The sequence below is a fragment of the Streptomyces sp. NBC_00459 genome (genome assembly GCF_036013955.1).
Taxonomy (GTDB): Bacteria; Actinomycetota; Actinomycetes; order Streptomycetales; family Streptomycetaceae; genus Streptomyces.
On the sequence record NZ_CP107903.1, the window covers coordinates 2,179,967 to 2,192,311 of the forward strand.

Annotated in this window: 11 protein-coding genes; 5 read left to right on the plus strand and 6 right to left on the minus strand. The window is 69.4% G+C overall.

The window, feature by feature from the left end:
- Position 1 precedes the first annotated feature (1 nt).
- Positions 2-1,426, minus strand: coding sequence for a Fe-S cluster assembly protein SufB (sufB, locus tag OHN74_RS09500; protein WP_327694086.1), 1,425 nt, complete (start codon positions 1,424-1,426; stop codon positions 2-4).
- A complete protein-coding gene (locus OHN74_RS09505) occupies positions 1,423-2,244 on the minus strand; it encodes a helix-turn-helix transcriptional regulator (protein WP_327700054.1) in 822 nt (273 codons plus the stop codon). Before OHN74_RS09505 ends, sufB begins: the two co-directional genes overlap by 4 nt.
- A gap of 202 nt (positions 2,245-2,446) precedes the next feature.
- Between OHN74_RS09505 and OHN74_RS09510 the strand changes: the two genes are divergently transcribed.
- From OHN74_RS09510 to OHN74_RS09520, 3 genes are all read left to right on the plus strand, one after another.
- On the plus strand, positions 2,447-3,370 hold the full coding sequence (locus OHN74_RS09510; protein WP_327694087.1) for an ABC transporter ATP-binding protein: 924 nt from the start codon (positions 2,447-2,449) through the stop codon (positions 3,368-3,370).
- On the plus strand, positions 3,367-4,149 hold the full coding sequence (locus tag OHN74_RS09515) for an ABC transporter permease (protein ID WP_327694088.1): 783 nt from the start codon (positions 3,367-3,369) through the stop codon (positions 4,147-4,149). The genes OHN74_RS09510 and OHN74_RS09515 overlap by 4 nt, the downstream gene beginning before the upstream one ends.
- A 77-nt stretch (positions 4,150-4,226) precedes the next feature.
- On the plus strand, positions 4,227-5,243 hold the full coding sequence (locus tag OHN74_RS09520) for a COX15/CtaA family protein (RefSeq protein WP_327694089.1): 1,017 nt from the start codon (positions 4,227-4,229) through the stop codon (positions 5,241-5,243).
- Positions 5,244-5,258: 15 nt separating this feature from the next.
- On the opposite strand, the gene OHN74_RS09525 is transcribed toward OHN74_RS09520, so the two are convergent.
- From OHN74_RS09525 to OHN74_RS09540, 4 genes are all read right to left on the minus strand, one after another.
- Entirely contained in the window at positions 5,259-6,026 is a 768-nt protein-coding gene (locus OHN74_RS09525; protein WP_327694090.1) for a nucleotidyltransferase, read from the minus strand.
- A gap of 18 nt (positions 6,027-6,044) precedes the next feature.
- A complete protein-coding gene (locus OHN74_RS09530; RefSeq protein WP_327694091.1) occupies positions 6,045-7,151 on the minus strand; it encodes an amidohydrolase family protein in 1,107 nt (368 codons plus the stop codon).
- A 119-nt stretch (positions 7,152-7,270) separates the two neighbouring features.
- Positions 7,271-7,627, minus strand: coding sequence for a hypothetical protein (locus OHN74_RS09535; protein ID WP_327694092.1), 357 nt, complete (start codon positions 7,625-7,627; stop codon positions 7,271-7,273).
- Positions 7,628-7,787: 160 nt separating this feature from the next.
- The gene (locus tag OHN74_RS09540; RefSeq protein WP_327694093.1) at positions 7,788-8,705 is read right to left on the minus strand and encodes a heme o synthase; all 918 of its coding nucleotides are present in this window, start codon (positions 8,703-8,705) and stop codon (positions 7,788-7,790) included.
- Positions 8,706-9,100: 395 nt separating this feature from the next.
- Between OHN74_RS09540 and tkt the strand changes: the two genes are divergently transcribed.
- Positions 9,101-11,188, plus strand: coding sequence for a transketolase (tkt, locus tag OHN74_RS09545; RefSeq protein ID WP_327694094.1), 2,088 nt, complete (start codon positions 9,101-9,103; stop codon positions 11,186-11,188).
- A gap of 35 nt (positions 11,189-11,223) precedes the next feature.
- Positions 11,224-12,342: a transaldolase gene (tal, locus tag OHN74_RS09550; RefSeq protein WP_327694095.1), complete on the plus strand. Its 1,119-nt coding sequence runs from the start codon at positions 11,224-11,226 to the stop codon at positions 12,340-12,342.
- Positions 12,343-12,345 lie beyond the last annotated feature (3 nt).

Here is a 12,345-nt window from a genome sequence, read left to right on the forward strand (position 1 = left end):
ATCAGCCGACCGAACCTTCCATCTGGAGCTCGATCAGCCGGTTGAGTTCCAGCGCGTACTCCATGGGCAGTTCCTTGGCGATCGGCTCGACGAAGCCGCGCACGATCATCGCCATCGCCTCGAACTCGGACATCCCGCGGCTCATCAGGTAGAAGAGCTGGTCGTCGGAGACCTTGGAGACGGTCGCCTCGTGGCCCATGGACACGTCGTCCTCGCGGACGTCGACGTACGGGTACGTGTCGGAGCGGGAGATGGTGTCCACCAGCAGCGCGTCGCACAGCACGTTGGACTTGGAGCCGTGGGCGCCCTCGCCGATCTCGACGAGACCGCGGTAGGACGTACGGCCGCCACCGCGCGCGACGGACTTCGACACGATGTTCGAGGAGGTGTTCGGCGCCATGTGGACCATCTTGGAGCCGGCGTCCTGGTGCTGGCCCTCGCCCGCGAAGGCGATGGAGAGGGTCTCGCCCTTGGCGTGCTCGCCCATCAGGTAGACGGCCGGGTACTTCATCGTCACCTTGGAACCGATGTTGCCGTCGATCCACTCCATGGTCGCGCCCTCGTACGCCACGGCGCGCTTGGTGACCAGGTTGTAGACGTTGTTCGACCAGTTCTGGATGGTCGTGTAGCGGCAGCGGGCGTTCTTCTTGACGATGATCTCGACGACCGCGCTGTGCAGGGAGTCCGACTTGTAGATCGGCGCCGTACAGCCCTCGACGTAGTGCACGTAGGCACCCTCGTCGACGATGATCAGGGTCCGCTCGAACTGGCCCATGTTCTCCGTGTTGATACGGAAGTAGGCCTGGAGCGGGATCTCGACCTGCACGCCCTTGGGCACGTAGATGAACGACCCGCCGGACCAGACGGCGCTGTTCAGCGACGCGAACTTGTTGTCGCCGACCGGGATGACCGTCCCGAAGTACTCCTTGAAGAGCTCCGGGTGCTGCTTCAGCGCGGTGTCGGTGTCGAGGAAGATGACGCCCTGCTCCTCCAGGTCCTCACGGATCTGGTGGTAGACGACCTCGGACTCGTACTGGGCCGCGACACCGGCGACGAGGCGCTGCTTCTCCGCCTCGGGGATGCCGAGCCTGTCGTACGTGTTCTTGATGTCCTCGGGCAGGTCCTCCCAGGACTCCGCCTGCTTCTCCGTGGAGCGCACGAAGTACTTGATGTTGTCGAAGTCGATCCCCGACAGGTCCGAGCCCCAGTTGGGCATGGGCTTCTTGTCGAAGAGGCGCAGGCCCTTCAGACGGAGCTTGGTCATCCACTCCGGCTCGGACTTCTTGGCCGAGATGTCGCGGACGACGTCCTCGTTGATGCCGCGCCTGGCAGAGGCACCGGCCACGTCGGAGTCGGCCCAGCCGTATTCGTACGTACCCAGACCCTCGAGCTCGGGGTGGGCGGTCTCCTCGATGGGGAGCGTCATGCTGGGTTCCTCCCGGCGGTACTTGCAGATGCTTTATGGGTGGTGGTGGACAACTGTGGAGCAGGTGGCGCCGAGGCGTGTGAGGCCTTGGGAATGAATGTCGTGCACACACCGTCGCCGTGGGCGATGGTCGCGAGCCGCTGGACATGCGTTCCGAGCAGCTGGGAGAAGATCTCAGCCTCTGCCTCGCAGAGCTGCGGGAACTTCTCCGCGACGTGGACCACCGGGCAGTGGTGCTGGCAGAGCTGCTCTCCGACCGGTGCGCTGCGCGCCGTAGCAGCGTACCCGTCCGCGCTCAGGGCCTTGGCCAGTGCTTCGGCGCGCTTTTCGGGGCCGGCGGCCTCGACGGCCTCACGGTAGCTCGCGGCCTGCTCGGCGAACCGGGCACGCGCGAACGTGAGCACCGCCTCGTCGCCGCCCTCGCGCGCTGCGATCCAGCTCAGCGCGTCCATGGCGAGCTTGTCGTACGACTGGTCGAAGGCGTCGCGTCCGCAGTCGGTGAGCGCGAAGGCCTTGGCGGGCCGGCCACGGGTACGCGCCCCGTAGACCCGCTGCTCACGCGGTTGTACGACGTCGTCGGCGACGAGCGCGTCCAGGTGACGCCGTACGGCCGCATGGGTCAGTCCCAGGCGCCCGGCGAGTTCGGCGACGGTCGACGGTCCGTGGTCCAGGATGGATCGCGCGACCCGGTTGCGCGTCGAGCGCTCACCGGTCGCGATCTCCTCCTGGGGGGCGCCCGTGGAGGCCGCCGCGCCCTCGCCATCCCCGCCGTCGTATTTCACAACACCATTGTTGCGTAATTCCTCAGAGCACGGCAAGCCGCGTCCGGCCCGCACGACGGTGCCCTGCATCACTTAGGCTCACCTAACCTGACCTGCGGAAACGATCTTTGATCGATCAGAGACCGCCCCGGAGCAGCACAGGAGCACACCCGGAGCCGGGCCCGCACCGGGCCACGAACGGGTCCTGATCCGGCCCCGCGCGCCTGGGCCCACCTTCCCGTACCTAGACTCTGGAACCATGCGAAGCGAGCCCGTGGTCCAGGTCCAGGCCCTGGTGAAGCGGTACGGAACGAAGACCGCGGTGGACGGCCTCGACCTGGTGGCCCTGGCGGGCATCACCGCCGTACTCGGCCCGAACGGCGCGGGCAAGACGACCACCGTCGAGACCTGCGAGGGGTACCGCAGACCGGATTCCGGGACGGTGCGCGTCCTGGGCCTCGACCCCGTGCGGGAGGCCGCCGCCCTGCGTCCACGGGTCGGCGTGATGCTCCAGTCCGGCGGTGTCTACTCGGGCGCCCGCGCCGACGAGATGCTCCGCCACGTGGCGAAACTCCACGCACACCCGCTCGACGTGGACGCCCTCGTCGAGCGCCTCGGCCTCGGCAGCTGCGGCCGGACGACCTACCGCCGCCTCTCCGGGGGCCAGCAGCAGCGTCTGGCGCTCGCGATGGCCGTCGTCGGCCGCCCCGAGCTGGTCTTCCTCGACGAACCGACAGCCGGCCTCGACCCCCAGGCCCGCCGCGCCACCTGGGACCTGGTCCGCGACCTGCGCGCCGACGGCGTCTCCGTCATCCTCACCACCCATCACATGGACGAGGCCGAGCAGCTCGCCGACGACGTCGCGATCATCGACGCCGGCAAGGTCATCGCCCAGGGCAGCCCCGAACAGCTGTGCCGCGGCGGCGCCGAGAACACCCTGCGTTTCATGGGCCGACCCGGCCTGGACGTGCACTCCCTGCTGAAGGCCCTCCCGGCGGACTGCACAGCCGTCGAACTGACCCCGGGCGCCTACCGCGTGGGCGGCAAGGTCAACCCGCAGCTCCTCGCGACGGTGACGTCCTGGTGCGCCCAGCACGGGGTGATGCCGGACCGGATCTCGGTGGAACGGCACACCCTGGAAGACGTCTTTCTGGAGCTGACCGGCAAGGAGCTGCGTTCATGACCACCACCGCCGGCGGTACGGGCACGTACACCCCACAGCCGGGTGCCGCCCCGCTCCCCCGCATGATCGGGGCGCAGGCGGCCCTGGAGACGAAGATGCTGCTGCGCAACGGCGAGCAGCTGCTGCTGACGGTGATCATCCCGGCTCTGCTCCTGCTGCTGTTCGGCTCGGTGGACATCGTCGACACGGGCGCCGGCAAGGCCGTCGACTTCCTCGCCCCGGGCATCCTCGCGCTCGCGGTCATGTCCACAGCCTTCACCGGCCAGGCCATCGCGACGGGCTTCGAGCGCCGCTACGGCGTCCTGAAGCGGCTCGCCTCCTCGCCTCTCCCCCGCTGGGCCCTGATGACGGCGAAAACAGCGTCCGTGCTGGTCACCGAGGTCCTCCAGGTCGCCCTGCTGACGGCCATCGCCTTCGCGCTCGGCTGGTCCCCGCACGGCAACCCCTTCGCCGTGCTCCTCCTGCTCCTCCTCGGCACGGCCGCCTTCTCGGGCCTCGGCCTGCTGATGGCGGGCACCCTGAAGGCGGAGGCCACGCTGGCCGCCGCGAACCTCGCCTTCCTGCTGCTCCTGGTGGGTGGCGGGGTGATCGTCCCCCTGGACAAGTTCCCGGCCGGCGCCCAGGACGTACTGGGCCTGCTCCCGATCTCGGCCCTGTCGGACGGGCTGCGGGACGTGCTGCAGCACGGCGCCGGGATGCCGTGGGGCGACCTGGGGATCCTCGCGGTGTGGGCGGTCGTGGGACTGGCGGCGGCCGGCCGGTTCTTCCGCTGGGAGTGAGCGGTGGGAGCTGGCCTCAGAGGTGACCGAGGGGCCGGGGGACCCCTCGTGAAAGCGTGCACAAGCAGCCGCCTACGATGGGACGCGTGCCAAAGATGACCCCCGCCGAGGCCCTGTCCGCCGTGCGGAACCCGCTTGCCCTCATCGCCGCCCGCTGGACGCCGACCCCCCGTACCGTGCGGCGTGCGGCGCTCGCCGCGCTCGTCATGTCGGTGGTCATCGTGGTCACCGGCGGTGCCGTACGGCTGACCGGTTCGGGCCTCGGCTGCCCGACCTGGCCCAAGTGCACCGACGACTCGCTGACGACGACGAGCGCGATGGGCGTGCACGGCGTCATCGAGTTCACCAACCGCATGCTGACGTACGTGCTGTGCGCGGCGGTCGGCTGGGCGATCATCGCCGCCCGCTCGGAGAAGCCGTACCGCCGCAGTCTGACCCGGCTGGGCTGGGCGCAGTTCTGGGTCGTCATGAGCAACGCGGTCCTGGGCGGCGTCGTAGTCCTGGTCGGCCTCAACCCGTACACGGTCGCGGCCCACTTCCTGCTCTCCTCGGCCCTGATCGCGGTCGCCGCGGTGATGTGGCAGCGCACGCAGGAGGGCGACGGGGCGCCCCAGCCGCTGGTCGGCAAGGCCGTGCAGCAGTTGGTGTGGTTCCTGGTGGTCGCCACGGTCCTGCTGATCGCCGTCGGCACGGTGGTGACCGGGTCGGGCCCGCACGCGGGTGACTCCAGCGAGATCGAACGCATGCCGCTCGACTGGGAGAACGTCAGCAAGCTGCACGCGGTGCTCGCCTGGATCGTGGTGACACTGACGTTCGCCCTGTGGTTCGTCCTGAAGGCGGTCGACGCCCCCAAGGGCCCGCTGGACCGCACCCGGGACCTGTTCCTGATCCTGCTCGCCCAGGGCGTCATCGGATACGTCCAGTACTTCACGAACCTCCCCGAGGTCCTGGTCGGCCTGCACATGCTCGGTTCGGCACTGGTGTGGATCGCCGTCCTGCGTGTCCTGCTGGCCCTGCGCGAGCGCCCCGCGCTCCCCGCCCCGGCCGACGTACCCGGCCCGGCGACCGAGGCGACGGTCGGCACGCGCGCGTAGACGTTCTTCAGGGCATCAGCTGTACGAGGTCACCAGACGGTCGATCGCGCCGCCCAGGTAGTCCCGCGTCAGCTCGGCTCGCCGCTCGCGCCACCCTTCGTCGTCCGGTCCGCCTTCCTGCCGGTACCGCCGCCGCGCGATGTCCTCGACGACCTCCGCGGGTGCCCCCAGCCCCGGCAGCAGGTCCAGTGCCTCCCGTTTCGAGATCAGGCTGCCGTCCCTCAGGGTCATGGTGGCCCGGGCGAAGGTGACCAGCCCCAGATCGACCCAGACGTCCTGAGTCCAGAGGTGGGCCTTGTCCACGACGGGCCGCCAGAAGTCGCGCTGGTCGTGTACGACGAAGTCGGTCAGCTGCCGGTCCGGCACCACCGGAAGCAGCTCCCCGGGAGCCTTCCCGTGCAGCACCCGTCCGAAGGCGTGCAGCTCGCGCCGGGTCACCGGGGTGACGGTGCGCCGGAACAACTGGCTGTGCGCCCAGGTGAGGTGCCGTCGCCCGGGGTTGGCCGTCGTCGCGTCGGACAGGTAGGTGCAGTGCAGCAGCGGGGCGAGCGGGTGCGCGCGCAGACGGGCGTGCAGCTTTCCCACCCGCCAGGCGGTGCCCGGCCCGATCGGCCCCTCCAGGACGGCGATCAGGTCGAGGTCGCTGCGGCCCTCCTGGTAGTCGCCGCCGCCGAGCGATCCGTGGGCCCAGACGGCGACCGGGGCGAGTGCTCCCAGCTCTCCCAGGAAGCGGTCCAGCAGGGCCTCGGTCGAGGCATCCGTACGAGTCCCGTGTGTCGTCATGCCCCCAGTCTTCACACCTCACCCCAGCCCATACACGCGCCGCGCGTTCCCCGCCGCGATCAGTCCCGCCACCCGCTGCGCGTCCCCCAGCGACCACGCCCCCTCGGCGACCCAGCCGCCGAGCACCTGGCCGAGGGCCTCGCGGAAGAGTCGGGCGCCCACCACATGGAGCTCGGGCAGGCCGTGGGCACCACTGGAGAAGATGATCTTGCCGAACGGGGCGAGTTCGAGGATCTCGGCGAGGATGGCGGCGGCCCGGGCACCGGTGCGGACCAGGGCGGCGCCCAGGTCGGCGTACACATGCGGGAAGACCCCGGCGAGGTGGGCCGCGTGGCGGTGGTACGGGTACCCGTGCAGCAGCACCAGGTCGGTGCCGAGGCCGGCCGTCGCCCGGACGAAGTCCGTGAGCAGGACCGGGTCGGTGCGGTCGATACGTAAGCCCGGTTCGCCCAGTCCGGCGTGCAACTGGAGCGGCAGGCCCGAGGCGATCGCGATCCACAGCAGGTGGCGCAGCAGCACCGGGTCGCTGAGCGTGCCGCCGACCCGGCGCCCGGCCAGCCAGCGGCCCGCCGCGCCCCGGACCTCCCCCGGCCCGGGCGGATCGGGCGCGAGCGCCAGTCCGTGCCGTACGCCCGCCACGGAGGTGAAGGCGACGGCGCTCGTCGCCGCGCCGTGCACCGACTCGGCGAGGTTGGCGAGGAAGGACTCGACGGTGCCCGAGGTGTCGGCCACCTGTTCGGCGAGGAGTTCGAGCCGGACGACCTCATGGGCGTCGGCGGCCCCCGCGGCGGCCATCTCACCGGGCCCAGTGAGGTCGCCGGGCAGCCCGGCGTCCACCAGATATGTCGTGATTCCGCTCCCCCGCAGCAGCCGCCGGCCCGATTCCAGTACGCCGAGTTCACGGCGCCGGGCGAGATAACGGGCGGGGGAGGCGTGCGGTTCCAGGCCGAGCAGCGGGGGGCACCAGCGGCGTACGGCGAACCCGGTCTGGGTGTCGAAGAGGGTGGTACCGGCGGCGGGCGGCCCCTCGGTACGCGCGAGCTGGGCCTCGAAGGTGCCCAGGCCCAGCTCTGTTCTCAGTACGCCGTGGCAGTACTGGTCCACGAGGGACGGCGTTTCGATCATCCGGGCTCCCCGTGACTGGACCGTGTGTTCCTAAGGTCCTAACGGGTGAACCGACAATCAGGTGTTGCTCGCGCACACCCCGTGGGAACGACCGACGCCGACCGGCCACTCCCCGCACCTCACGGCTTGCCCGGCCCGCCCACCTGGATTCCCGCCATGCGTGTCCACTCGTACGGCCCGGTGGTCACCTTGGCCGCGAACTCGCCGTCGAAGTCCTCGTGGACGGTGATGCCGGCCTTCTCGACGGCCTGCTGGGCGATCGCGTACGTGGGGGCCACGAGGTCGCCCCAGCCGCCGTCCTCACCGACGAGCACGATCCGGGCCCCGCGCTCCCCGATGTACGCCACCTGCCCCTCGGCACCGCCGTGCTGCTTGGCGAAGCCCTCGATCCGCTTGGCCAGCTTGGCCGCCCTGCGCTCCGCCTTGGCTGTCTGCTTGGCGTCGGCGGTCTCGTCAACCTGCTGCGTGTCTGCCATGGCCAGGATGCTACCGACGAGTAGATCGGCTGGCGACGGCGGGTGGAAGTGGCCTTGCCCACGTAACACCGGCGACCGGGGCGCCCCATAGGGGCGCGGGGCTGCGACATCAGTGGCTCCGCCACGGGGCGCGACCGGCCACATCGCACCCGCGGCCGAACTACCGCAGGAAGGGATCCACCGCGACAGCCACGAACAGCAGCGACACATAGGTGATCGACCAGTGGAACAGCCGCATCTCCTTGAGCTTGCCCCCCGACGCCTCGGCCCGCGCACGCCCCTGCAGGGCATGCGCCTCCCACAGCCACCACCCACCCGCCGCCAGCGCCACCGACGTGTAGAACCAGCCGGTGTAACCCAACGGAGTGAGCAGCAGCGAGACGAAGACCATCGCCCAGCTGTACGCCACGATCTGCCGGGCGACCGTCTTGTTGGAGGCGATGACCGGGAGCATCGGGACGCCCACGCGCGCGTAGTCGTCCTTCACCTTCATGGACAGCGGCCAGTAGTGCGGCGGGGTCCAGAAGAAGATGACCAGGAAGAGGATGAGCGGCGCCCAGGAGAGCGAGTTCGTGACCGCGGACCAGCCGATGAGGACCGGCATACAGCCCGCGATGCCGCCCCACACGATGTTCTGCGACGTACGCCGCTTGAGGATCATCGTGTAGACGACCACGTAGAAGAGGAGCGCGCCCAGCGACAGCCAGGCCGACAGCCAGTTGACCGTGAGGCCGAAGAGGAGGGTGGAGACGACGGCGAGGGTGATGCCGAACGCCAGACACTCGCGCGGGCTGACCATGCCGGTGACCAGCGGGCGCTGCGAGGTGCGGTCCATGAGCGCGTCGATGTCACGGTCGATGTACATGTTGAGCGCGTTGGCGCCGCCCGCGGAGAGATAGCCGCCGAGGCAGGTGAGCAGGACGAGTCCCAGATCCGGTACACCCTGCTCCGCCAGGAACATCACCGGAACGGTGGTGATCAGCAGCAGCTCGATGATCCGCGGCTTGGTGAGAGCCACGAACGCCATGACACGGGCCCCGAACGGCCGGTGGCTCGGGCTCTGACTCGTCCCGGTCATCCCCGCTGGACGGGATTCAACGGCCGTCACGCACACCCCTGACAGAGACATTCCAACAAGCCCCCGGCTGTGAAGTCCCGGTAGAGGCTCGCGCTTACCACGCCACTCTAGACGTTGCCCAGACCCCGCCCTTCGCGGGGGTGGGGTCGTGTTGGGGGGTGCTTTGTGACGGGCGTGACGTGGCTCCATTGAGCACTCGGACGGCGCGCTTCGTATTGCAGTCCGGCAGTGGTCGGGAGGCGGACGCGAAGCAGTCCCGGCAGTCTGGAATGACTCGAAATACTGCACGTTCTTACGAGGGTAGGCTCGACAAAGGCCGAGGGTGTCAGCCCCCGGCAGCCGGTGGACACAGAGGACTCCGGCATTAGACATGTGGAGAGGAGCCCTGACCCAGGGTGAGCACCAAGCCGACCACCACAGACCTCGAGTGGACCGAGTTGGACCAGCGGGCCGTCGACACCGCCCGCGTCCTGGCCGCCGATGCCGTACAGAAGGTCGGCAACGGCCATCCCGGTACGGCGATGAGCCTGGCCCCCGCCGCGTACACCCTCTTCCAGAAGGTGATGCGGCACGACCCGGCGGACGCCGACTGGGTCGGGCGCGACCGTTTCGTACTGTCCGCCGGCCACTCGTCCCTGACCCTCTACACCCAGCTGTACCTGGCCGGTTTCGGCCTGGAGCTGGACGACCTGAAGGCGTTCCGGACGTGGGGTTCCAAGACCCCTGGCCACCCGGAGTACGGGCACACGACGGGCGTCGAGACGACGACCGGTCCGCTCGGCCAGGGTGTCGCCAACGCCGTGGGCATGGCCATGGCCGCCCGCTACGAACGCGGTCTGTTCGACCCGGAGGCACCCGAAGGGGAGTCCCCGTTCGACCACTTCATCTTCGCGATCGCCGGTGACGGCTGCCTCCAGGAGGGCATCTCCGCGGAGGCGTCCTCGCTGGCCGGCCACCAGAAGCTCGGCAACCTGGTCCTGCTGTGGGACGACAACCACATCTCGATCGAGGGCGACACCGAGACGGCCGTCTCCGAGGACGTCGCCAAGCGGTACGAGGCGTACGGCTGGCACGTGCAGCGGATCGCCCCGAAGCCGGACGGCGACCTCGACCCGCACGCCATCTACAACGCCGTCCAGGCCGCCAAGGCGGTCACGGACAAGCCGTCGTTCATCGCGATGCGCTCGATCATCGCCTGGCCCGCCCCGAACGCCCAGAACACCGAGGCCGCGCACGGCTCGGCGCTCGGCGACGACGAGGTGGCGGCCACCAAGCGTGTCCTCGGCTTCGACCCCGAGCAGTCCTTCGAGGTCTCGGACGCGGTCCTGAACCACACCCGCGAGGCGCTGGAGCGCGGCCGTCAGGCCAAGGCCGAGTGGGAGAAGTCGTTCCAGGAGTGGCGCAACAACAACGCGGAGCGCGCCGCCGAGTTCGACCGTATCGCCGCTGGTGAACTGCCCAAGGGCTGGGAGGAGAAGCTCCCGGTCTTCGAGGCGGGCAAGGGTGTCGCCACGCGTGCCGCGTCCGGCAAGGTCCTCCAGTCGCTGGGTGCGGTCATCCCGGAGCTGTGGGGCGGCTCGGCCGACCTGGCCGGTTCGAACAACACGACCATCGACAAGACGTCCTCCTTCCTCCCGGCGGACAACCCGCTGCCGGAGGCGGACCCGTACGGCCGTACGATCCACTTCGGTATCCGCGAGCACTCGATGGCCGCCGAGATGAACGGCATCGCGCTGCACGGCAACACCCGTATCTACGGCGGTACTTTCCTCGTCTTCTCCGACTACATGCGCAACGCGGTACGCCTCTCCGCGCTGATGCACGTACCGGTGACGTACGTATGGACGCACGACTCCATCGGCCTCGGCGAGGACGGCCCCACGCACCAGCCGGTCGAACACCTGGCCACGCTGCGCGCCATCCCGGGCCTGAACATCGTCCGCCCGGCCGACGCCAACGAGACGGCCATCGCCTGGCGCGAGATCCTCCGGCGCTGGACGAAGGTCTTCGGCAAGGGCGCCCCGCACGGCCTCGCGCTGACCCGCCAGGGCGTGCCGACGTACGAGGCCAACGAGGACACGGCCAAGGGTGGCTACGTCCTCTTCGAGGCCGAGGGCGCCGCGCCCGAGGTCATCCTCATCGCGACCGGTTCCGAGGTCCACGTGGCCGTCGGCGCCCGTGAGCTGCTCCAGGCGGAGGGTGTGCCGACGCGGGTCGTGTCGATGCCGTCCGTGGAGTGGTTCGAGGAGCAGGACCAGGGGTACCGGGAGAGCGTTCTGCTCCCGTCCGTCAAGGCGCGCGTCGCGGTCGAGGCCGGTATCGGTCTCACCTGGCACAAGTACGTAGGGGATGCCGGTCGCATCGTTTCCCTGGAGCACTTCGGCGCGTCGGCCGACGGCAAGGTCCTCTTCGAGGAGTTCGGCTTCACTGCCGAGAACGTCGCCGCAGTAGCCAAGGAATCGATCGCCGCAGTCCAGCGCTGACGCTGGCATACCGACACGTAGGAGATGCATTTTCCATGACAGACGCACTCAAGCGCCTCTCCGAGGAAGGCGTCGCGATCTGGCTGGACGACCTGTCGCGCCAGCGGATCACGTCCGGCAACCTCGCCGAACTGATCGACCAGCAGCACGTGGTGGGCGTCACGACCAACCCGTCGATCTTCCAGAAGGCGATCAGCAGCGGTGACGGCTACGAGCAGCAGCTCACCGAGCTCGCCGCCCGCAAGGTCACCGTCGAAGAGGCCATCCGCATGATCACGACGGCGGACGTCCGTGACGCCGCCGACATCCTGCGTCCGGTCTTCGACTCGACGCAGGGCCAGGACGGCCGGGTGTCGATCGAGGTCGACCCCCGTCTCGCCCACAACACCACCGCGACCGTCGCCGAGGCCAAGCAGCTGGCCTGGCTGGTGGACCGACCGAACACCCTGATCAAGATCCCGGCCACCGAGGCGGGTCTGCCGGCGATCACCGAGGTCATCGGCCTCGGGATCAGCGTCAACGTCACGCTGATCTTCTCGCTGGAGCGCTACCGCAAGGTCATGGACGCCTACCTGGCGGGCCTGGAGAAGGCCAAGGACCGCGGCCTGGACCTGTCGAAGATCCACTCCGTGGCGTCCTTCTTCGTGTCCCGCGTGGACACCGAGATCGACAAGCGGATCGACGCGCTGGGCACCGACGAGGCCAAGGCCGCCCGCGGCAAGGCCGGTCTGGCCAACGCGCGGCTCGCCTACCAGGCGTACGAAGAGGTCTTCGGCTCGGAGCGCTGGGCGGCCCTCGACAAGGCGCAGGCCAACAAGCAGCGTCCGCTGTGGGCCTCGACCGGCGTCAAGGACCCGGCGTACAAGGACACCCTGTACGTCGACGACCTGGTCGCGCCGAACACCGTGAACACCATGCCGGAGGCGACCCTGTTCGCCACCGAGGACCACGGACAGATCACCGGCAACACCATCGCCGGTACGTACGAGCAGTCCCGCGCCGAGCTCGACGCGGTCGAGAAGCTCGGGATCTCGTACGACGAAGTGGTCCAGCTCCTGGAGGACGAGGGCGTCGAGAAGTTCGAGGCGTCCTGGACCGACCTGCTCAAGTCGACCGAGGCGGAACTGACGCGCCTCGCCCCCTCGGAGGGCTGAAAC

Bases quoted from the DNA above. Each gene is read 5' to 3' on its own strand.
- sufB (WP_327694086.1), bottom strand. From the start codon at position 1,426: ATGACGCTCCCCATCGAGGAGACCGCCCACCCCGAGCTCGAGGGTCTG.
- OHN74_RS09510 (WP_327694087.1), top strand. From the start codon at position 2,447: ATGCGAAGCGAGCCCGTGGTCCAGGTCCAGGCCCTGGTGAAGCGGTAC.
- OHN74_RS09515 (WP_327694088.1), top strand. From the start codon at position 3,367: ATGACCACCACCGCCGGCGGTACGGGCACGTACACCCCACAGCCGGGT.
- OHN74_RS09520 (WP_327694089.1), top strand. From the start codon at position 4,227: ATGGGACGCGTGCCAAAGATGACCCCCGCCGAGGCCCTGTCCGCCGTG.
- OHN74_RS09525 (WP_327694090.1), bottom strand. From the start codon at position 6,026: ATGACGACACACGGGACTCGTACGGATGCCTCGACCGAGGCCCTGCTG.
- OHN74_RS09530 (WP_327694091.1), bottom strand. From the start codon at position 7,151: ATGATCGAAACGCCGTCCCTCGTGGACCAGTACTGCCACGGCGTACTG.
- OHN74_RS09535 (WP_327694092.1), bottom strand. From the start codon at position 7,627: ATGGCAGACACGCAGCAGGTTGACGAGACCGCCGACGCCAAGCAGACA.
- OHN74_RS09540 (WP_327694093.1), bottom strand. From the start codon at position 8,705: ATGACCGGGACGAGTCAGAGCCCGAGCCACCGGCCGTTCGGGGCCCGT.
- tal (WP_327694095.1), top strand. From the start codon at position 11,224: ATGACAGACGCACTCAAGCGCCTCTCCGAGGAAGGCGTCGCGATCTGG.